Origin of the sequence: Streptomyces canarius (assembly GCF_014650735.1) — a bacterium.
Classification (GTDB): Bacteria; Actinomycetota; Actinomycetes; order Streptomycetales; family Streptomycetaceae; genus Streptomyces; species Streptomyces olivaceoviridis.
This window is the reverse complement of the sequence record NZ_BMVN01000085.1, coordinates 1-18,662: the sequence shown is the minus strand read 5'-3', so window position 1 is coordinate 18,662 and position 18,662 is coordinate 1. Positions and strand designations below refer to the sequence as shown.

21 protein-coding genes and 2 pseudogenes are annotated in these 18,662 nt (G+C 70.5%); 13 read left to right on the top strand and 10 right to left on the bottom strand.

The window, feature by feature from the left end:
• Positions 1–225: 225 nt before the first annotated feature.
• From IE294_RS43705 to IE294_RS43690, 4 genes are all read right to left on the bottom strand, one after another.
• Positions 226–816, bottom strand: a complete 591-nt coding sequence (locus IE294_RS43705; protein ID WP_189894910.1) for a DUF5994 family protein — start codon at positions 814–816, stop codon at positions 226–228.
• Between the two features lie 260 nt (positions 817–1,076).
• A complete protein-coding gene (locus tag IE294_RS43700; RefSeq protein WP_189894909.1) occupies positions 1,077–1,439 on the bottom strand; it encodes a hypothetical protein in 363 nt (120 codons plus the stop codon).
• Positions 1,439–2,080 carry an Asp23/Gls24 family envelope stress response protein gene (locus tag IE294_RS43695; protein ID WP_189894908.1) on the bottom strand — a complete coding sequence of 214 codons (642 nt, stop codon included), beginning with the start codon at positions 2,078–2,080 and terminating at the stop codon, positions 1,439–1,441. Before IE294_RS43695 ends, IE294_RS43700 begins: the two co-directional genes overlap by 1 nt.
• Positions 2,071–2,661, bottom strand: coding sequence for an RNA polymerase sigma factor (locus IE294_RS43690; protein WP_189894907.1), 591 nt, complete (start codon positions 2,659–2,661; stop codon positions 2,071–2,073). The genes IE294_RS43695 and IE294_RS43690 overlap by 10 nt, the downstream gene beginning before the upstream one ends.
• Positions 2,662–2,817: 156 nt before the next feature.
• On the opposite strand from IE294_RS43690, the gene IE294_RS43685 reads away from it, so the two are divergent.
• From IE294_RS43685 to IE294_RS43640, 10 genes are all read left to right on the top strand, one after another.
• Positions 2,818–3,303, top strand: coding sequence for an Asp23/Gls24 family envelope stress response protein (locus IE294_RS43685; protein ID WP_189894911.1), 486 nt, complete (start codon positions 2,818–2,820; stop codon positions 3,301–3,303).
• A gap of 52 nt (positions 3,304–3,355) precedes the next feature.
• A complete protein-coding gene (locus IE294_RS43680; protein ID WP_189894912.1) occupies positions 3,356–3,547 on the top strand; it encodes a hypothetical protein in 192 nt (63 codons plus the stop codon).
• On the top strand, positions 3,544–3,951 hold the full coding sequence (locus IE294_RS43675; protein WP_132782969.1) for an Asp23/Gls24 family envelope stress response protein: 408 nt from the start codon (positions 3,544–3,546) through the stop codon (positions 3,949–3,951). The genes IE294_RS43680 and IE294_RS43675 overlap by 4 nt, the downstream gene beginning before the upstream one ends.
• A 52-nt stretch (positions 3,952–4,003) precedes the next feature.
• Positions 4,004–4,690: a DUF6286 domain-containing protein gene (locus tag IE294_RS43670; protein ID WP_189894906.1), complete on the top strand. Its 687-nt coding sequence runs from the start codon at positions 4,004–4,006 to the stop codon at positions 4,688–4,690.
• Positions 4,691–4,719: 29 nt separating this feature from the next.
• A complete protein-coding gene (locus IE294_RS43665; RefSeq protein ID WP_189894905.1) occupies positions 4,720–5,328 on the top strand; it encodes an alkaline shock response membrane anchor protein AmaP in 609 nt (202 codons plus the stop codon).
• A gap of 88 nt (positions 5,329–5,416) precedes the next feature.
• A complete protein-coding gene (locus IE294_RS43660; RefSeq protein WP_165951485.1) occupies positions 5,417–5,572 on the top strand; it encodes a DUF6131 family protein in 156 nt (51 codons plus the stop codon).
• 483 nt (positions 5,573–6,055) lie between these two features.
• The gene (locus IE294_RS43655; protein ID WP_229918051.1) at positions 6,056–6,637 is read left to right on the top strand and encodes a DUF5994 family protein; all 582 of its coding nucleotides are present in this window, start codon (positions 6,056–6,058) and stop codon (positions 6,635–6,637) included.
• 3 nt (positions 6,638–6,640) lie between these two features.
• Positions 6,641–6,964: a hypothetical protein gene (locus IE294_RS43650; RefSeq protein ID WP_189894903.1), complete on the top strand. Its 324-nt coding sequence runs from the start codon at positions 6,641–6,643 to the stop codon at positions 6,962–6,964.
• Entirely contained in the window at positions 6,952–7,815 is an 864-nt protein-coding gene (locus tag IE294_RS43645) for a slipin family protein (protein ID WP_189894902.1), read from the top strand. Before IE294_RS43650 ends, IE294_RS43645 begins: the two co-directional genes overlap by 13 nt.
• A 153-nt stretch (positions 7,816–7,968) precedes the next feature.
• Positions 7,969–9,237, top strand: coding sequence for an ATP-binding protein (locus IE294_RS43640; RefSeq protein ID WP_189894901.1), 1,269 nt, complete (start codon positions 7,969–7,971; stop codon positions 9,235–9,237).
• Between the two features lie 38 nt (positions 9,238–9,275).
• On the opposite strand, the gene IE294_RS43635 is transcribed toward IE294_RS43640, so the two are convergent.
• The 4 genes from IE294_RS43635 to IE294_RS43620 form a co-directional block, all read right to left on the bottom strand.
• The gene (locus tag IE294_RS43635; RefSeq protein WP_189894900.1) at positions 9,276–9,764 is read right to left on the bottom strand and encodes a DUF5994 family protein; all 489 of its coding nucleotides are present in this window, start codon (positions 9,762–9,764) and stop codon (positions 9,276–9,278) included.
• Between the two features lie 282 nt (positions 9,765–10,046).
• Positions 10,047–10,319, bottom strand: coding sequence for a hypothetical protein (locus IE294_RS43630; protein ID WP_053707538.1), 273 nt, complete (start codon positions 10,317–10,319; stop codon positions 10,047–10,049).
• Between the two features lie 258 nt (positions 10,320–10,577).
• Positions 10,578–11,114 carry a DUF5994 family protein gene (locus IE294_RS43625; protein ID WP_189894899.1) on the bottom strand — a complete coding sequence of 179 codons (537 nt, stop codon included), beginning with the start codon at positions 11,112–11,114 and terminating at the stop codon, positions 10,578–10,580.
• Positions 11,115–11,303: 189 nt separating this feature from the next.
• The gene (locus tag IE294_RS43620; protein ID WP_189894898.1) at positions 11,304–12,281 is read right to left on the bottom strand and encodes a magnesium transporter CorA family protein; all 978 of its coding nucleotides are present in this window, start codon (positions 12,279–12,281) and stop codon (positions 11,304–11,306) included.
• A 255-nt stretch (positions 12,282–12,536) separates the two neighbouring features.
• On the opposite strand from IE294_RS43620, the pseudogene IE294_RS43615 reads away from it, so the two are divergent.
• Positions 12,537–13,576: pseudogene (locus tag IE294_RS43615) on the top strand (fatty acid desaturase family protein).
• A gap of 628 nt (positions 13,577–14,204) precedes the next feature.
• On the opposite strand, the gene IE294_RS43610 reads toward IE294_RS43615, so the two are convergent.
• Positions 14,205–14,366 carry a hypothetical protein gene (locus IE294_RS43610; RefSeq protein WP_189894897.1) on the bottom strand — a complete coding sequence of 54 codons (162 nt, stop codon included), beginning with the start codon at positions 14,364–14,366 and terminating at the stop codon, positions 14,205–14,207.
• Positions 14,367–15,033: 667 nt separating this feature from the next.
• The gene (locus IE294_RS48605; RefSeq protein ID WP_229918049.1) at positions 15,034–15,183 is read right to left on the bottom strand and encodes a DUF5994 family protein; all 150 of its coding nucleotides are present in this window, start codon (positions 15,181–15,183) and stop codon (positions 15,034–15,036) included.
• A gap of 296 nt (positions 15,184–15,479) precedes the next feature.
• Here IE294_RS48605 and IE294_RS43605 point away from each other — a divergent pair, with 296 nt between their 5' ends.
• Positions 15,480–17,186, top strand: coding sequence for a SpoIIE family protein phosphatase (locus tag IE294_RS43605; RefSeq protein WP_229918047.1), 1,707 nt, complete (start codon positions 15,480–15,482; stop codon positions 17,184–17,186).
• 1,266 nt (positions 17,187–18,452) lie between these two features.
• Positions 18,453–18,662, top strand: a pseudogene (locus IE294_RS43600) (RNase J family beta-CASP ribonuclease); the annotation flags it as partial.

Genomic DNA, 18,662 nt, shown 5'->3' with positions numbered 1-18,662 from the left:
GCGGGAAGGCTGCCCGCATCACCGCTCCGACAGTTCTCGATGCCACTCGTTGGAGGGGCGGTCCAGCAAGACCGCCCCTGATGGACCATCAGCCAACTACACTCCCGACGATGCCTCTGACCAGGCAAGATAGCGAAATGCTGCTGGAGTACTAGGGCGGATATCTGTGCGTGGTGAGCAGCCGCATCCGCAGCATGCCCACCGTGGTGACGTTCTCCCTGCCTGTCACATCCCTACCACCGGGGTGGGCACGTGCTCGATGACCTCTGCGGCAGGGGTACGTGCGGCATGTCCGCCTTCGGAGTCCCAGACCGCCTCCCGGAGCGAGTCCCGGTCGGCCGCTTCCTCTGCCACGGTCCGGAAGCGCTCGCCCTCATGGATCAGGCCGGTCGCCGTGAGGGTCCGCGACGGGTCGGTGGCCGTGGCCATGAGCCGGGCCGCGGTGGCCGGTTCTGTGTCCGGCGGTATGACCAGCAGGTCCCAGCGGCCGACGGTGTAGGAGAGCAGCAGCAGCTTGTGCGGGTCTTGTTCGGCCTCGAACCAGCCGACGTGCACCACGTGCCCGTGAACGGGCACCTTTCGCGGGATGACGGGCCAGAACGTGGGATTCACCGTTACCCGGGTGATCCGGCCCCACAGTGGGTCGAGGACCGCGATGAGTGCCGGAAGCTCCGCCGTCAGGTCGCGGGAGCGGGGCCACCAGGCACCGTCGATCAGTGCCGGAGCGGTTCCGAGGGGTGCCAGGACGAGTCGGAGGGGCGACGAACAAGGAGTCCGGTCCTCGTCCGCGGGCGTCAAAAGAGCAGTCGCGGTCATGGCAAGGACCCAACCCCGGGTCGGTCGTGGCCGACCCGGTTGTCGTGAATCGCCGAGAACGACGTCGGCGTGGAAGCCGGTGTTACGGAATGCTCTCGGTAATCACCAGGGTACTCCTCGTCTGGGGGCGACGGACCGTTGCGGCTATGGGCTGAACGGAGCACGAGGCGCCGGCCGCCCGTCGCCGCAGTCAGCGCAGGAGGCGGCGGAGCGACGGTTCGCGGGGTCCGTGCCCGCGCCTTTGCTCATGCCGCGTCGTGTCAGGCGGCGGCACCGGTCACCGTGACTGAGACGGTGACCGGCTCCGCTACACCGTGGGTGGCGAGGTGAGCGATGACGGCGGCAGCCACCCGGTCGTGGACGTTCCGGGCGATGTCCAGCGCCCGCCGTCCCTCGGTCAACACGCAGCGCACCTCGATGTGCCATCCCGAACCGCCCGGCGCCCGGTCGGCGCGAACGCCGGCCTCGGGCGGCGTGCGGTGGGGCGCGGTGTTCGCCCGAGCAGGCGCGGCGGCTGCCGCGAGGCGGTGGGCGAGACGGGGTTGCAGGCCGGCCACGCCAGGGACCGCGAGGGCCGCCTCGGCCGCGACGCCGAGGAGCGCGGTGGTGCCGGTGGCGGTCATCACGTGCCCCCGCCGGTCGCGAGACCGGGGCCGAGGGGCGGCCACGGCTCCAGTACGTCGACCACGGTGATGTCGACGGCCGACACGGCGAGACCCAGGTCCTGTCCGGCCGACTGGAGGACTGCTCGGCGTACCTGGTGGACCCGGTCGGGCAGCGGAAGGTCGAGAGCGGCGGCCAGGGTCATGGTCACCCGTACGTCGGTGCCCTCCCCCTCGGGTGCGAGACGGCAGCCCGCCGCCCTGGCACCGGGGACCGTGTCCGTGGCCCGCCGCAGGACCTTCGCCGCGGCGCTCTCGGCGATCCGCAGGTCCCGGTCCGGGTCTGCCAGAGGCAGTAGACGCCCGAGCCGTACCTCCGCCCTGACGATGTTCATGACGCGGTCGGTGAGGGCGTGCAGGCGGGGTGCGTGCTCGGCGCGCAGCGCGCGGGTAGCCGCGTCCACCGTGGCCAGTGCCTCGACTGCCTCGCGGCAGTATGGACAGGAGACGGTGTGCGGGTCCGTGGCCGGCAGCGCGTCATACTCCTGTTCCCAGACCCGGCTGAGCAGGCGGCCGCAAGGGAGTACCTCATCGCCCTGGAACGGGGGCCCGTCGGCTTCGGGCGGGTCTGAGGGCCGCGAGTGCGGGTCGTCTAGCGCCATGGGCCCATCGCCTCCTGCAGGGATCGGCGTGCCCTGAACAGCCTGCCGCGCACGGTCGGCTCAGTGGCCCGCGTCACATGGGCGATCTCCTTGTACGACAGGCCCTGCACCTCCCGCAGGACCCAGCAGAGCCGCTGCCCGGCGTCCAGATCGCGGAGCGCACGGGACAGGGCGGCAGTGGCCGCGTCCTGTTCGGCGCACCGGGCGGGCTGGCTCCAGGCGTCTCCCGCCGCGGGCTCGACGACGACGTCCAGCGACAGGGGCGGCGGTCGGCGTCGGCGCAGGGTCAGGCATCGGTTGACGGTGATCCGGTACATCCAGGTGCCGAACTCCGCGCTGTGCCGGAATTCCGGCAGTCGCCGCCAGGCGCTGACGAAGGCGTCCTGAACGGCCTCCTCGGCGTCCTGGGGACTTCCGAGCATGCAGCGGGCCAGCGCGAGGAGGGGCGAACCGTGCCGCCGGACGAGGACGGCGAAAGAGTCCTCGTCCCCCTCGGCCGCCTGTACGGCCAGCAGCGCGTCCGGCAGGCCGCGACCCAGCAGGTCGGGTTCCGGCGATGGTGGGACAGCGTGTTCGATCATGACGCCCCCGCAACGAGGCTTCGGACCACCCGTGTACCCACCAGGCTTCTGTGACTCACATCACATGCCGCACACGTGAGGAATGTGGCGCCCGATATGTCCAACCCTTCGACGGACGCCACACCGGTGTCCGACCGACCGATCGAGGCGACCGCCATGACGGAGAACATCACCAGCGTCGGCGGGGGCGGCAGGCCCGATGCGGGCGTGAGCGCGCTGAAGGGCCGTACCGGGGCCGGGGCTCCGGCCGAGACACGGGGGAAGACCACCATCGCGGACGGCGTAGTGGCCAAGATCGCGGGCATGGCCGCCCGCGAGGTACCGGGCATCTACAGTCTGGGCGGGGGGATGGCCCGCGCCTTCGGCGCCATGCGGGAACGCGTTCCCGGTGGAGGGGGCGGAGGCGTCACACGAGGAGTGAAGGTCGAGGTCGGCGAGCGTCAGGCCGCCGTGGACCTGGACGTCGTCGTCGAGTACGGCGTCTCCATCGTCGACGTCGCCGGCGCCGTCCGCACCAATGTCATCAGCGCCGTGGAGCGGATGACGGGCCTGGAGGTCGTCGAGGTGAACATCGCCGTCGACGACGTCCACCTGCCCGACGAGGAGGAAGAGGCCGCACCGGACGAGGGCCGCGTGAGGTGATCCACCGCCGGGCCCGGTGAGGGCGCGGTAGATCGCGCGCACGATGACGTACGTGCGCGAGACGGGTGAGTGCATGATGAACGCAGCAACGACGGGCCTCGCGGCGGGCATGGCCCTGGGCTTCGCCGGTTATTTCGGCGGCTTCTGGGCATTCTTGCTGGTTCTGGTCCTGGGTACGGCGGGCCTGATCGCCGGACTCGTCCTGCAGGGCGACCTCGACCTCCGGACACGGAGGCGGCGGTGAAGGCCCGGCCCGGTTCCGCCGGCGAGGCGTCGGGCCCACCGGCGCCGGCCGCCGGCCTGCCGCCCCCGGCCGAGCGGGGCGCCACCGTCATCCCGGACAGGGTGGTCGCCCGTATCGCCACGCAGGCGGCCCGCACGGCCCAGTCGCGGCGTGCAGCCGTACCGCCGGACCGGGGCGGGCCGACGGCACCCAGCGCCTCCGCCGCCGTCCGTACCGGATCGGTGCGCCTGCACCTGGCTCTGGACCTGCCCTACCCCACCGACATCCCCCAGGTCTGTGAGCGGATCCAGCAGGACGTCGCCGAACGGGTGGCCCAGCTGACCGGCTTGCGGGTGGGAGAGGTCACCCTCACCGTCCGGCGGCTGGTGACCACCGCCGAAGCGAGCCGGGGGCGGGTCCGGTGAGCGGCCCCGGGGCACGGGGCGCCGGGCACGCCGAGCAGGAAGGAGGAGCGCGATGACACCCGACCCCGGTCCTCCCGCGCGCGGCTCGGCGCCGTCCGCGCACCGCGCCACGGTGCCGCTGACGAAGGAGCCCGATCCACCCGAACGCGACGTGTCCGGCCCTGATCGCACGGCCGGTGAGCGCGAGGGCGGGCACCGAACCCACCGGCCGTGGTCCGCGCGCCGCATCCCGGCCGCGCTGGTCGCCTCGGTGATCCTCGTGGCGGCGGTCGCGGCGCTGGTCGACGTCATCGCCGTACGGGCGGGACGCCCGGCGGCGGCCTGGCGACGGCATCTGGCCGACGAACTGGCCACCCGCCCCGTGGACGACGTGTGGATGCTCACGGGAGCCGCCGTGGCCGCCGCCGTCGGTGTCTGGCTGATCGTCCTGGCCCTCACCCCTGGCCTGCGGCACTGGCTGCCCCTGCGTTCACCCGTCGGCTGCCCCCGGCTGCGGGCCTCCCTGGACCGTGACGGGGCCGCCGACCTGCTACGTGACGCCGCGATGCGGGTCCCCGGAGTTGGCACGGCGCACATCCGGGTGCGCCGCCACCGCATCAAAGCGCGCGCGGACGTCCGCTTCCGCGATCCCCAGCGGGTGAAGGACGACCTCACCGCCGCCCTCGACGAGGAACGCGACCGGCTGGCCCTCGCCCGTCCTCCCCGCATCGTCGTACGCCTGCGGCGACGCACCGACTGACCGAAACCCGCAGCACCGGAGCCCACACCATGACGCCGCGATCCGCGCTCAACCGCAGCCTGCTGGCCCTCGCCGGCCTGGTCCTGCTCGGCGGCGGACTGCTGATTCTCTTCGCCGGGCTCGACCTCTACCGGCGACATGATCTGGTCCCGCCCGCCGGCTGGCCCCTGACCGCCCCGGCCGACGTCCTGCTCGGCGCCGCCGACCGGGCCCGCTGGAGCGGCCAGGGCTGGTGGTGGTGGCCCGCGGTCATCGCCGCCCTCGTCCTCACCGCCCTGCTCGCCCTGTGGTGGCTGCTCGCCCAGCTGAGCCGACGCCGCCCAGGCTCACTGCCCGTCGGCGGCACACCCCCGCAGGAGGGCGTCGAACTGCGCGACCGCGCTCTCGCCGACGCGATCGCGACCGAAGCCGGTGCCCTGCCGGGGGTCGACGACGCGACCGTACGCATCACCGGCCGACCTGCCCACCACCACACCCACGTCGGACTCACCCTCACCCCCGAGGGCGCGCCCGGCGCCACTCTCGGTGCCCTCTGCGAAGGCCCGCTCCGCACCGCACGCCGGTCCACCGGCCTCCCTGACATGCCCACCGAAGTCCGCCTGCACGTCGCCCGCCACAAGCCCCACCGTGCGGAGTAAAGGAAGAGACCGACCGTTCCCCTGCTCAACGCCCCTGCGGTCGTTCGCAGTCCGCAGGTGACCGGCCCTACTCCCCAAGGGAGACACCATGATCGTCTTGGGCATCATCCTGCTCGTCATCGGCTTCCTCACCGGGATATCCATCCTGTGGACCATCGGAATCATCCTGGCGGTCGTCGGAGCCATCCTGTGGATCCTCGGCGCGATGGGGCACGCCGTCGCGGGTCGACGCCATTACTGGTGACCGGGGTCAGGTCTGACGGCGACGGCTCGGGCCGCAGGCGGCGCCCCTTGAATGCCGGAAGCTCCGCCTTCAGGTCGCGGGAACCAGGCCACCAGGCATCGGCGATCAGAGCGTCCGCGGCGTCGTAATCACCAGGACACTCCTCGCCGACGCCCGGCGGGCTGATGGGGAGCGGCGGGCTGGACGGACCACGAGGAACACGTCCCACAGCCAAGGAGCGCTGGGCCAGGACACGCCAGCCGTCGTGCGTGAGACCGGTCCGGTGGCCGGCATGCGACGTGCCCCAGCGCCCTCGGCCCTCTCCCGCCGGGATCGACAGCCGCTCCACGGAACGCGGCGTCGCCTCCGCAACCGCCCCGGCGTGTGCGGAGTACGGTTGACAGCACCGAGGGCATTTCGCACACCGGCTTCCACGCCGGGTCGTTCTCGGCGAGAGATGAAACCCGGGTCGCCGCGAAGGCGGCCCGGAGACGGGTCCGCATCATGTCGGCGACCTTGCACGAACCACTACCACACCACGAGCCCGCCGCCGCCCTGGCCGCGCGTCTCGCGCTGAAGACCGACGGCACGTCGCGCGGCCTCCTGGACGGTGCCTGGTGGCCCCGCTCCCGGGACCTGCCGAGCGAGCTGCCCGCACTGACCGATGTGCTGGACCCCCTGTGGGGCCGCATCACCCGCATCGCCGTCAACCCGAAGTACTGGCCGGTCATCCCGCACGAGATTGCCGTGGGCGGTCACGTCGTCAAGGTCGGCTGGTTCACGCCGGAGATCGACCCGCACAAGCTGCTGCTGCTCTCCTACGGAACCGGCCGCTGGGATCTGCTGGTCATCCCACCCGAGACCGGGGCGGAGTCGGCGGCCCACCTGATGGCGGCCGCGTCCGACTACGACGGTCCGCCGCTGACCGCAAGCGCTCTCATCGCCGCGGACGAGACGCAGCGTGCCGTCTCCGCTGCCGACCGGCCGCTCGAACCGGACGAGCCAGGGAAGTACGAGAGCGGCCCCTCCTCTGCGGCCGATCCGGCACAGACCGGTCGCGTCAGTCGCCTGATCATCGGCATGTGAGACATGAGCACCTTTTTGACGACCAGCGTCTTCCTGGTCCTCATCGCAGCGGCGGCGTTCGTGATCCACCGGCTCGACTTCGAGCAGGCGGAAAGGATCGCCGTGCACCGGTTCAGTCGCGCGCTGCCCGGCGGCCCGCGCCGCAGCACCGACACGGCACAACCCCCTGCGACCAACACCGTCCAGGTCGCCGGCCGTCGGCGCGGTTCGTACCGACGGGTTTCGGCGCTGTCTCACGAACCGACGCAGGCCCATGCAGAGGTCTCGACCGGCGGGTCCCCGCCCCAGGTGGTCCTCGTCCCGAGGAGCAGCACATGCAAGTCGTGATCGTTCTCATCGTCGTGATCGGCCTCCTGGCCGTCCTGGCTCTCGCCCTGTCCGTGAAGGTCGTCAAGCAGTACGAGAAGGGAGTGCTGTTCCGCTTCGGCCGACTCGTCGGAACACGCTCCCCAGGACTGCGGTTCATCATCCCGTTCGTCGATACCCTGCACCGGGTGTCGCTGCGGGTCGTCACCATGCCGATCCAGTCCCAGGGCATCATCACCCGGGACAACGTGAGCGTCGACGTGTCGGCGGTCGCCTACTTCCGCGTCGTCGACGCCGTGAAGTCGGTCGTCGCCGTCGAGAACGTCAACGCGGCGATCAACCAGATCGCCCAGACCACCCTTCGGAAGGTCGTCGGCCGGCACACACTCGACGAGACGCTGTCGGAGACGGACCGTATCAACCTGGACATCCGCCAGATCCTCGACGTCACCACCGTCGACTGGGGTGTGCAGGTCACCCTGGTCGAGCTCAAGGACATCCAACTGCCCGACACCATGAAGCGCGCCATGGCCCGCCAGGCCGAGGCCGAGCGGGAGAAGCGAGCGAAGATCATCAACGCGGAGGGCGAGTCCCTGGCCGCAGCCGCGCTCGGCGACGCCTCGGACACCATGATGGCCCACCCCCTGGCGCTCCAACTGCGCAATCTCCAGAGCCTCGTGGAGATCGGTGTCGATCAGAACACCACCGTCGTCTTCCCGGCCCCCCTCATGAGCACGATCGGCGAGCTCGGCTCCTTCCTCGCCCGGGAAACCGCGGCCGCCGCACCCGCCGCGGCAGCACCACTGGCCGGCGACGGCCGCACCGACAAGCCTCTCAGTCCGGCCGGCACCGCGCCCGGCACCGCAGCATGACCCGACTACGGCCCGCACCATCACCGCGTACCGCGGTGGTGGTGCGGCCGAGCGATCCGTGCCACCAGAGCGGACTCGCGGCCGACGCCAGTCGCGCGCGTCCTCCGGGTATCGGCTGATGATGGGAGTACGGCCGAACACGCGGAGCTGGTCATGACGGGTTGGCGGGTCAGGGACTACACCCAGGACGATCTCGAAGCGCTGATCCGCGTCGACATGGAAAGCGGCACGACCGAGGTGCCGCCGCTCTTCCCTCTCTCGGACGCCGTGACGGCTCTCCAGGCCCGCCACCCGGCTGTGGTGGCCACGGCCGACGACGTGCTGATCGGCGCCGCGGTGAGCAGGGTGGAGGGCGAACGGGCATGGATCCTGCGCATCTGCATGGCGCCCGGCTGGCGGCAGCGCGGGCTGGGCAGTGCCCTGGTCACCGCCCTTGAGCAACGGCTCTTCGCCGTCGGCGTCCGAGCGGTGCACGCCGTCCTGCCCGAGGGCGAGACCGGTGCCACCGCCCTGCGCAACTGCGACTTCGGCGCCCGCCCCGGGCTGGTCTTCTTCGAAAAGCGCGGGCCGGTGACCCCGCAGTCGGCCGGCACACTGTCCTCGCTCGGAGCGGAGCTGCCGCCGGGGGGACTGTGGCAGAAGGTCGCGGGCATGCAACGGGAGAAGCTGCTCATCGAGCGGCGCCTGGTCCTGCCGCTGGCCCATCCCGAACTGGCCGCCCAGCACGGAGTGGAACTGCCACGGGCGGTGATGCTGTTCGGCCCGCCCGGGACCGGCAAGAGCACGTTCGCGCACGCGATCGCCAGCCGCCTGGGGTGGCCCTTCCTCGAACTGTTCCCCGCCCGTCTGGCCGCCGAGTACGGCCTGGCGACCGGGCTCAACCGGCGCTTCGACGAGATCGCCCGGCTCGACCACGTCCTCGTCTTCATCGACGAGGTCGAGGAGATCGCCGGCGAACGCGGCGGCGCGGACGCGACCGCTGTCGGCGTCGTCAACGAACTGCTCAAAGCGATCGTCCGGTTCCGTAGCCAGGACGGGCGGCTGCTCGTCTGCGCCACGAACAACGTCACCACGCTCGACTCCGCGTTCCTGCGCCACGGCCGCTTCGACTACGTCCTCCCGATCGGCCCTCCCGACCACACCGCCAGGACCGCACTGTGGGAGAGCTACCTGGCCCGAGCGGGCGCGCAGGCCGACAGCGCGGTACTCGCGTCCTCCAGCGAGGGGTTCACCCCCGCCGACATCGCCCATGCGGCGCGAACCGTCTCCCAGGCCCAGTTCGAGCGCACGTTCGACACCGGAACCCGGACCACGCCCACCACCGACGACTACCTGGACACGATCCGCGACACCAGGCCCACGGTCAGCGCCGCCATGGCTCAGGAATTCGCCCAGCAGACCGAGAAGTTCGCCCGCATCTAGGGTCCAGGCCGACGGGGAGTCGATCCGCGACGGACGCGTCAGGCCGGCGTAGGCGGCGTGTCACCGCCCGTATCGATGAGGATCTGTCCGGCCTCGGTGACGTTGTCGGCCCGTACGGCCCTGGCCATCGCGGCGCGTGCCGCGTCGGGCGACGTGTCCGGAGGGACCAGCATCAGGGAGAAATGGTCCCGGTCGCCCCGGGTGACGAGGACGGTGTCGTCACCGACCGGGAAGGAATCGATGTGGACGACTCGGCCGTCGACCATCACCCGGGTCGGCAGTCCGTCCCAGGCGCTCCCGTCCAGACCGACCCGGGCGATGGGCCCGAGATGCTCGGTCAACGCGGAGATCAGCGAGGGGAGCTCGGCACCTATGTCCCGGGACCGCGGCCACCATGCGCCGTCCAGGATTCCCTCGCGCGCGTGCGTCGTCTCCAGCCTCAGCAGGGCCGTCCCCGGTCTCACGGACCGGTGAACGGCGTCCGGCAGGAGCCGGGGGAGATGATCGGAGGTGTCCGAGTCGGCCATGATGTCCGCCCGTCGTAAAGGTCAGTGCGACCGCAGAGCATGCGACCGCGTACGACCCTGCTCGCTCACCGTACTCCGCACGACGCTCGCGCGAGCACCTCACCGCACGGCGCGGTTACGGAAACGGGCAACGGCTCCGGCGTATACCCGCCGGAGCCGCCCTTCCGGGTCATTGCACGTGAGCGTGCGCCGACCCGCTTTCCACGTTACGCCAAAGGGACTAATCCGACATGAACAATCCTTGCGAGGGTTCGCTTCGGTCCGAGAAAGCGACGCGGCGGCTCAGCCACGCCCTTCCTCTTCCGTCTCCATCTGCCGGATCCCCTGGTGCGTCAGCGTGATCATCGCGGGCGTGTTGCCCCTCCCCCAGTCCACGACGACCCAGCCTTCGCCCGCCAGGTACATGCAGGCAGCGGCCATGTCCTGCTCAGGGATGCCGAGGTCGGTGCGGAGCTTCGCCCCATCGACGCCCAGGAGGCGATTGCCCTCGGCGGCTCGGTACAGAGCCTGCATGATCCTCTCGCGGTACGTCTTCCGGTCTCGCAATATCGCCATGACGCGCCTTCCTCTGCCGTCCGTCGGGCCGAAGTCGATGTCATCCGCGGCAGCCGTCGCGGTGAGGCGCATCGGAACGCTCGCGTCCACCGTCGACCGACGGCGCCTCCGGGGCCGACGCCCGATCCCCGGCAGAACATCGCTGTAGTGGAAGGCAGCGATCCGTTCGTCGTGCTGACCGTTGAGCTGGTGGATCAGAACGACTCCCACGGCGATCAGGACGACCAGCACGGCCACGGCGATGACGAGCACGGGATCTCACCTCCGCCGACCGGCGGGCGAAGGCCCCGCCGAGCCGATGGACCGGGGCAGGGACGACGGTCGGCCTGCTCCGCCGTCGGTCTCCCACGCTTCTTCCCTGTTTCGTGCATCGATCCTGTCTGCCGCTTGCTCCCGGGCCGGGACATCGATGCCGTCGCCGGCCATCAGTTGCGCGGCGGCGTCCGCACCGGTTTCCGGCGGAATCACCAGCACGTCGCGGCGGCCGTCAGCGGAGAAGAGAGTGAGTCTGTGCGGATCCTGCTCCTCGGTGGACCAGCCCACCTGCACGGTACGCCCGGCGACGGACACCCAGTGCGGCAGGACGGGCCAGTAGGCCGGGTGCACGGTGACACCCGTGATGCGGCCCCAATGTTCGCCCAGTGCGACCGTCAGGGTGGGCAGCTCACGCGTGAGGGCACGGGAGCGAGGCCACCACATGCCGTCCAGCCCGCCCGGCGCCGGTATCAGGGACAGCCGGGCCGCCGGCGGCGGCGTGCGCCTTCTCGATGTCGTACGGTCAATGGTCACGGCCATGGCGCGGACCTGTCCCCGGGCTCGTAGGTGGGGCCCGGCGCTGTCGATCACCGGAAACGGCACCCGCAGCGGAGCCGGTGCGCGAAAAACTCCCGGTGTCTTCACACTACTCCGCTCACCGGCCCGAAAAGCCCGGGATGACCAGGTAGTTTCCTGCCATCGGGACCTGGTCGCCGGTGCCGATGCCGGTCAGAGCCAGTCCTTGCGCTTGAACGTCAGATACAGCAATGCGGACAGGAGCACGATGACGGCGGCGGAGGTGATGAATCCCGACTCGTGACCGAAGCCGGGATAGGGGAGGTTCTGGCCGTAGTAGCCGGTGATCGCGGTGGGTACGGCGATGATCGCGGCCCAGCTCGTCACCTTCTTCATGATCAGGTTCATGCTGTTGGCCTGGACCGAGAGGTTCGTCTCCATGACCGAGGCCACCAGGTCCCGCAGTGATTCCGTCCACTCGGTGGCACGCAGCACGTGGTCGTAGACGTCCTGGTAGTACGGGACGAGAGGGTCGGTGATCAGGTGCAGGCCGGGGCGCATGAGCCCGTTGACCACCTCGCGCATCGGAAGCACGACGCGGCGCAGCCGGATGAGCGATTTGCGCAGTGCGAAGACCCGGCGCTGCACGGCTTCGATCTCACGGCGCCCGGCCGCGAAGAGCAGGCCCTCCAGCTCCTCGATGCTGTCGTCCAGTTGCTGGACGGCGGCGAAGTGTCCGTCCACGAGATGGTCGAGCAGGCCGTGCAGCAGGAATCCGACGCCGTGGCCGGCCAGGTCCGGGCTCTCGTCCCAGCGGGCGACGACGTCCTCGATGTCGAGGCCGTCGTCCTTGCGGACGGTGATCATGGCCTGACTGGTGAGGAATACGGCGATCTCGCTGTACGTCAGCTGCGCACCGTCCGGGCTGACGGTCACGGCGTAGGCGCTGAGGAACTCGTGGGTGCGATAGCGGTCGAGTTTCGGCCGCTGTCCACGCTGGGCGGCATCCTCCAGAGCCAGTTCGTGGATGCCGAACTCCTGACCGAGCATGGTGAGTTCAGCGGCTCCGGGCCGGTGCAGGTCCAGCCACAGGACCGACGCCGGATCAGCGAGATGCGCAGGGACGTCACCGACGGGAAAGTCCTCCAGGACCAGAGTGCCGTCGTGATACAGCCGGGTACGCGTCACCATGGCCCGAGGCTAGTGTCTTATATCCCTTCCATGCCGCTTCGCCCCGATTGCCAGCGCGGCAGGTTCATCGACAGCGGCCACCCTCCGGGGAGGATCTCACGACGTCAGAGCCCGGCGACATCCGCAGGCTCCGGCCGACGAGCACCAGGGTGCCGGTCCGAAGGCAGGAATGCGGGTACCCGGCTACGGCATCGCATCCGGCGCACACCGCCCGACCGGATGCGGCCCGTCAGCCAGGAAGGACACGCCGACAGCATGACCGCGCACACCCCTCCCCGTCGCCCGCCTCCCCCCGCAGGCGGCAGTGATTTCGCCCGCCTGTCCAAGAAGATCGCCGAGGCCGGCCTGATGAACCGGCGCCCCGGCTACTACACCGTCCGGTCCATCGCCGTGGCCGTCGCCTACGCCGGGGGCTGGAGCGCGTTCGTCGTCATCGGCGCCGGCTGGTGGACCCTGGCGGTCGCCGCGTTCCTCGCCATGATGTTCGGCCAGGTGGCTCTGCTCGCCCACGACGTCGCCCACCGCCAGGTCTTCCGCCGGCGCCGGCCCAGCGAGACGGCCGGCCGCATCGCAGGGGCCGCGATCGGGATGGGCTACGGATGGTGGCAGGACAAACACACCCGCCACCACGCCAACCCCAACCACGAGGACCTCGACCCCGACCTGCTCGTGTGGTCCCAGGACCAGGCCCGTGCCGCGACCGGACTGCCGAGGCTCCTCGGCCACTGGCAGGCGTTCCTCTTCTTCCCCTGCTCCTGCTCGAAGAGGTCAACCTTCATGTCTCCAGCGCGCGAGCACTTGGCGACCGCACCCTGAAGAACCGCGCCCTGGACGGCACGCTGCTCTACGGGCACACCGCCGCCTACCTGACCGCAGTGTTCCTCGTCCTCCCACCCGGCATGGCGATCGCGTTCCTGGCCGTCCACCAGTGCCTGTTCGGCCTCTACCTCGGTTGTCTGTTCGCCCCCAACCACAAGGGCATGCCGATCCTGACCGGCAACGACCGCCCCGACTTCCTGCGCCGCCAGGTCCTCACCGCACGGAACGTACGCGGCAGCTGGTTCACCGACCTCGCCCTGGGCGGCCTGAACCACCAGATCGAACACCACCTGTTCCCCAGCATGCCCAGCCCGCACCTGCGCAGGGCCCGGCCCCTCGTCCGCCGCTACTGCCAGGACCTGGGAGTCGACTATCTGGAAACCGGACTGATCGCCTCCTACCGGCAAGCACTCGCCAGTCTCCACCGAGCAGGAGCGCCACTGCGGCGAGCCCGTATCGGCAGCGCCCCAGCATGACGCACCGGCGCCGGCGGCGTACTCCAGAGCCCTGTCCCGGTGCCCGGCTGCAGTGATCCGGTGAAACGCAACTGCCGGAACAGCCCCGTCGGCTTCCCGGCGGGGCTGCGCCGCCTCACGGCTCCCCTCATTGATGGGCGCAATCGCAAATCCAGCGTCCCGCGAGCATCACAAGAGCACGAACTGTGTGCGGAGCCGAACTCGGTCATTGCGCGCAATCAAAAAGCGCGGTGCGCACAAGTCCCGCCCCCAGCAGGGCGGTTACGTTGTACAGCCACGTACCGCCGATGGCCCAGCCCACCGCGAGCGGCAGGGCGAGCGTGAGGACGCACAGCGCCGGGAAGGCGCGGGCGACGGCGCGGATGTCGCGGTCGGCCAGCGGTCGGGAGCGTACCGGTCGGCGGGTGTGCCGCGCGCGCCGTCCGGGCCGACGCAGCCACCACCGACACATCCGGCCCGGCCACCACCGCCGTCCTCATCACAGAAACCGCAGCCTAGCCAGGCGTCAACGGCAGCTCGACGCGTTGGGCCTCATCCGGTCCCGCCTCTCCGGCCTCACCCTCGGGCGCAGGTCACACCACAGCACCGCCTGACCGGACGCACAGACACCCCCTCGGCCTTGCCATTTCTACTGTCGGCGCCCCAGCACTCTCCGGATCAGCAGGAAGGCCGCAACGGCGATCAGGGCCATCCCCATGAGGATCACGAGGACCCCGACGACGACCAGGACCGTCCCGAGCAGGATCAGAAGCGCCCCGATGATGAGAAGAAACATCGCGAGAACGGTCACGGTCGCCTCCTGTCCCCCCTCCGACTCTGGCCCTTTCCGCCCCTCCATCGCAAACACATCCGGACAAATACACGAATGTCCTTCCCTCAGCAGTGCCCGCCTGCTGGGGTCCGGCCCATTCACGGGCCGGCCTCCGTTCTGCCGTGGAAGCGCGCGGATCGCTCCACAAGCCTGCCGCCGAACGCAAGGAACGCGCCCGCATCCGCAGCGAGAAGGGCATCCACTGGGGCGGACGCTCCCGCGCTGCCGCTGCGGCCTGACCAACCCGGCGAACCTATGCGGTCAGAGCACTAGACAATGAGCCTGCGTTGCCGCTGGCAGACGAAGCAGACGTCTCCAAGCGCATCCCCACCTGCGGCCCGGTCTCAGCAGTTCCCAAGGCGGCGCCGAGCCAACTGCCTCTCGTTCCCTTCGGACACTGCCCAGCACAGTGGCCGCCCCGATGTCTGCAGCGACGTCGCACCAGGGAGTGAACCGTTGGCACCGTCCGGGGCATCGGAGGCGTGGCCGCACGCGAGGGCCCGTCGGCAGGCGAGCTGGACGCTCCAGCGGATGCAGCGGATGATGACCGGCGGGTGGTGGCCGCGGTTGACCCACTGCAGCAGGCCGGTGCGGGTGGATGACGGTGCCCCTGCACGTAGGCTGCCTCCCACGCCGGGCACCTCTCTCACGTGAGGTGGCTAACGCGGTCGCGCGAGCGCGGCCACCAGGCGCCGTCCAGCAGGGCCGGTGCGAAACCGGTGGGAGCGAGCGTGAGGCGAGGGACGGGGGCGAGCCCGCCTTCGGGTGAAGCCGGGCGGGAGATGGTCGCAGTCATGACGCGAACCCTGCCTCAGGCCGACCGGAACCGGCCTGGCGTATTGGATCACCGAGAACGACACAGACATGAAGGCCGGTGTCCGAAGGGTCCTCGGTAACTCCAGCGTACTCATGGGCAGTACGACTTAGACCGGTCGAGACGAGCCCGTTCCCTGCCGCTCGGGCATAGCGTTGATGCAGGTCGTACCGATCGTTGTCAACTCCGCACTCGTCGATCCGCTGGTGTGTCGGCCTGCCAACGCGTCCGCGGTTTCCGGCGAGGGTTTGCATGGCTGGAAAGGCGGCATGGAGGACATGGGAGATGAAGGGCGGTGCCGGTCGACGGCCGAGCCGGATTTCTGGCGGCAGGTCGTCCGACGGCTGGGCACAGCCCTCATCGTGGTGGACCCCACCGGACGGATTCTCGCGGCCAACCCGGCCGCCGAGCGCCTGCTGGGCCGTGCCGCCGCCGCCATGCGGGGCGAGGACGCACACGACCTGCTGCACCGGGACGCGGCCGGCGGCCCGGTGCCCCGGGAGCAGTGCCCGCTACTGCGGTCCCTGGCCGAGAGAGCCGAGGCACGGGGGGAGGGTGAGATCTGTCTGCGCGGTGACGGCCGTCTGACCGCGATCTCCTGGTCCGCTTCCCCTCTGAAGGACGACAGCGCCTTCCAGGGCATGGCCGTGCTGTTGACCGACGCCGCCGGCGACCGCAGCACGCGCCGGGAGCGTGCGGCCTACACGCGGGCTCTGGAGGACCGCACCGAGCGGCTGACGCTGGTGGCGGAGATCACCGACGTGCTGGGTCAGACACTCGAGATCGACGAGGCCCTCGCCCGGCTGGGCCGCCTGCTGGTTCCCCGCCTGGCCGACTGGGCGGCGGTAGACCTGCGGGTCGGTACCGGACAGGTCCACCGTGTGGCGGTGACGGGCCCGGGGGGCCGACACGCCGCGCAGGAGGACTGGCGCGAGCGCCTGCCCCAGACGGAGGTGGGAAGAGCCCACTCTCCGCTCGTCCAGGTATTGAACGGCGGTGATCCCGTCCTGCAGCGCGAAGCAGACGTCACCGAGCCGGCCGGCTCTGCCCTGGCCGCCGTCCACAGCGGCTTCCTGCGGGCGGTGGGCGCGACATCCGCCATCACCGTGCCGCTGGGCTCCGCCCGTCAGGTCACCGGCGCCCTGACGCTGGTGCGCACCGACCCGGAGTCCCCCTTCGACACCGACGATCTGAAAGTGGTGGGCGACATCGGCCGCCGGGTCGGCCTGGTCATCGACAACGCCCGCCGGTTCGGCCGCCAGCGCGCCGTCGCCGAGGCCATGCAGCGCAACCTGCTCGCCCCGCTGCCCCGGCTCGGCCGCCTGCAACTGGCCGCCCGCTACCAGCCCGCCCCGGCCGGCTCCCAGGTCGGTGGCGACTGGTACGACGCCTTCGAGCTGAAGAACGGCACGCTCGCGCTGGTCATCGGCGACGTCGTGGGTCACGATCTCACCGCCGCGGCCGGCATGGCACAACTGCACGGCATCCTGCGGTCACTGGCCTGGGACCGCACCGGCCCACCCGGTGCTGTCGTGGACCGCCTCGACGACGCCCTGCCCGCCATCACCACCGTCCCCATGGCCACCCTCGTCCTCGCCCTGCTCGAAGGCAGCCCGCACACCGGCCCATGGACGCTGCGGTGGACCAGCGCCGGGCATCCGCCGCCCCTCCTGCTGGCCCACGACGGACAGGCGCAGTACCTCGAAGCCGGGCAGGGGCTCCTCCTTGGCGCCGGTTCGAGCACCGTCGGCAGCCGACCGAACGCCGCGCAGTCGCTGCCGCCGGGTTCCACCCTGCTGCTCTACACCGACGGCCTGATCGAAATCCCCGGCAGCGACCTCGACACCGGCCTCACCCGTCTGCGCCACCACGCCCTCGCCCTCGCCCACGAACCGCTCGACACCCTGTGCGATCAGCTACTCGACCGCATGCCGCCCGGCAACACCGACGACGTGGCCCTGCTCGCCCTGCGGATGCCGTCCTGAACCATGACGTGTGCAACTGCAGGCGTGGACATTTATCTTGAGAAGCGGTCGCGGAGCGTTACCCCCCTGGTCGATGACGAGGAGACGGGTTCGCGTGAGACCCGCACGCCTGCCCTTCTTGGTGGAAGGGATCTGGTGTGACGTGGACGCGACCGCTTCCAGTACGTCGGCCGCACGACCACGCACCGAGTTCACCGACGCTGGGTCGGTCGCGTGGACGCGGTTCGCGGTCCGCCCGGCCTCGGAGAGACATGCCGTGCCGTAGACACTCCTCAAAGGCGGTTGGCTTTGCAGCAGCGAAGGGTGTCTCCCGGTTGGGCGCGGAGAGTCCCTGGGTGACAGGCTGTGCCTCGGCCGTCAGAGCGGCGGCGTCGCCCCCTCGTTGCTTCGGGTGCTCAGGAGGGGAGAAGCCGGGCGCAACGGTGACCTCGACGGACGTTGCACGCACCTGTTTGAGAAGCCCCGTCGGACCGCACCGGCGAGGCTTCTCGTCGAACACCGCTATCACACACCTGTCACCGACTGCGTCGACTCCCCCGGACCAAAATGCTCTGACCTGGAATTGTGCGGTCACCTTGGACTGACCTGGACGCCGACAGACGGTCTCTACAACCTGTGCCATGTGGTACCCAGAGAGGGTCCCAGGATCAGGACGGGCGCCTTTTCTGGCCCGTCAAAGCGGTATTGCAGGGTGTTCGACGGTGTCTCACTCACGCGTCAGACCCTCTCACGTCTCACGGACGCCCCTATAACGGAGGGCGGCGTTGGCCTGCCGGTCGCCGCCTGGTTGGGGCGACGCGAGGTCCGACGGCCCGAGGAGTACTCGGTGAGCGGCGAAGGACGCCTCGGATTCAGCCGCTCGGGATTGTCTCAGGGTGATGCGGATGGCCTGGGCCACGGCGTCCTCGGCGTCCCCGCCGCGTGTGCGGGCCCTGACCGCCCGGGCCGCGTTCCGGGCAGCGAGCGGATCCGACGTGCCGCGCCGGCGACGGTCGGTCCGGTCGGGCAGGGCCGGTTCACGTCGTTCCACGTCCTGGGCCGGCATGCGGCGGGCCAGGACCGGCCCGATGGATCCGGTCCCCTCCACTCCGGCCGGCCGGGAAGACCTCGGTGCCGATCACTTCCCCCGTGGGACGGTCGGAACAGTGACGGGCCTGGTCGGCACGCCCCTGTCGAGACAGACCCCTCGGCATCAGCAACGCACCATCCCCGGCCGGCGGCCGACGCGCGCCAGTACGTCGTCGGCGGGTCGTACCGAGCGCTCGGATCCCGCAGGCCATGGATCACCCTGTCCCGCTCTCCGGGTACCGTCAGGGTATGAGTCATCCGCACCCCGAACTGAAAGCCGCCCCTGCTCTTCCTGAAGGAGGGTTGCGGGTCATCGCCCTGGGCGGCCTGGGTGAGATCGGCCGCAACATGACCGTCTTCGAGCACGCGGGCAAGCTGCTGATCGTCGACTGCGGCGTGCTGTTCCCC

What these genes read in the sequence shown, in the direction of transcription:
- IE294_RS43705 (WP_189894910.1), bottom strand. Translation starts at nt 816, where the DNA reads ATGACCGCGACTGCTCTTTTGACGCCCGCGGACGAGGACCGGACTCCT.
- IE294_RS43700 (WP_189894909.1), bottom strand. Translation starts at nt 1,439, where the DNA reads ATGACCGCCACCGGCACCACCGCGCTCCTCGGCGTCGCGGCCGAGGCG.
- IE294_RS43695 (WP_189894908.1), bottom strand. Translation starts at nt 2,080, where the DNA reads ATGGCGCTAGACGACCCGCACTCGCGGCCCTCAGACCCGCCCGAAGCC.
- IE294_RS43690 (WP_189894907.1), bottom strand. Translation starts at nt 2,661, where the DNA reads ATGATCGAACACGCTGTCCCACCATCGCCGGAACCCGACCTGCTGGGT.
- IE294_RS43685 (WP_189894911.1), top strand. Translation starts at nt 2,818, where the DNA reads ATGACGGAGAACATCACCAGCGTCGGCGGGGGCGGCAGGCCCGATGCG.
- IE294_RS43670 (WP_189894906.1), top strand. Translation starts at nt 4,004, where the DNA reads ATGACACCCGACCCCGGTCCTCCCGCGCGCGGCTCGGCGCCGTCCGCG.
- IE294_RS43665 (WP_189894905.1), top strand. Translation starts at nt 4,720, where the DNA reads ATGACGCCGCGATCCGCGCTCAACCGCAGCCTGCTGGCCCTCGCCGGC.
- IE294_RS43660 (WP_165951485.1), top strand. Translation starts at nt 5,417, where the DNA reads ATGATCGTCTTGGGCATCATCCTGCTCGTCATCGGCTTCCTCACCGGG.
- IE294_RS43655 (WP_229918051.1), top strand. Translation starts at nt 6,056, where the DNA reads ATGTCGGCGACCTTGCACGAACCACTACCACACCACGAGCCCGCCGCC.
- IE294_RS43650 (WP_189894903.1), top strand. Translation starts at nt 6,641, where the DNA reads ATGAGCACCTTTTTGACGACCAGCGTCTTCCTGGTCCTCATCGCAGCG.
- IE294_RS43645 (WP_189894902.1), top strand. Translation starts at nt 6,952, where the DNA reads ATGCAAGTCGTGATCGTTCTCATCGTCGTGATCGGCCTCCTGGCCGTC.
- IE294_RS43640 (WP_189894901.1), top strand. Translation starts at nt 7,969, where the DNA reads ATGACGGGTTGGCGGGTCAGGGACTACACCCAGGACGATCTCGAAGCG.
- IE294_RS43635 (WP_189894900.1), bottom strand. Translation starts at nt 9,764, where the DNA reads ATGGCCGACTCGGACACCTCCGATCATCTCCCCCGGCTCCTGCCGGAC.
- IE294_RS43630 (WP_053707538.1), bottom strand. Translation starts at nt 10,319, where the DNA reads ATGGCGATATTGCGAGACCGGAAGACGTACCGCGAGAGGATCATGCAG.
- IE294_RS43625 (WP_189894899.1), bottom strand. Translation starts at nt 11,114, where the DNA reads ATGGCCGTGACCATTGACCGTACGACATCGAGAAGGCGCACGCCGCCG.
- IE294_RS43620 (WP_189894898.1), bottom strand. Translation starts at nt 12,281, where the DNA reads ATGGTGACGCGTACCCGGCTGTATCACGACGGCACTCTGGTCCTGGAG.
- IE294_RS48605 (WP_229918049.1), bottom strand. Translation starts at nt 15,183, where the DNA reads ATGACTGCGACCATCTCCCGCCCGGCTTCACCCGAAGGCGGGCTCGCC.
- IE294_RS43605 (WP_229918047.1), top strand. Translation starts at nt 15,480, where the DNA reads ATGGGAGATGAAGGGCGGTGCCGGTCGACGGCCGAGCCGGATTTCTGG.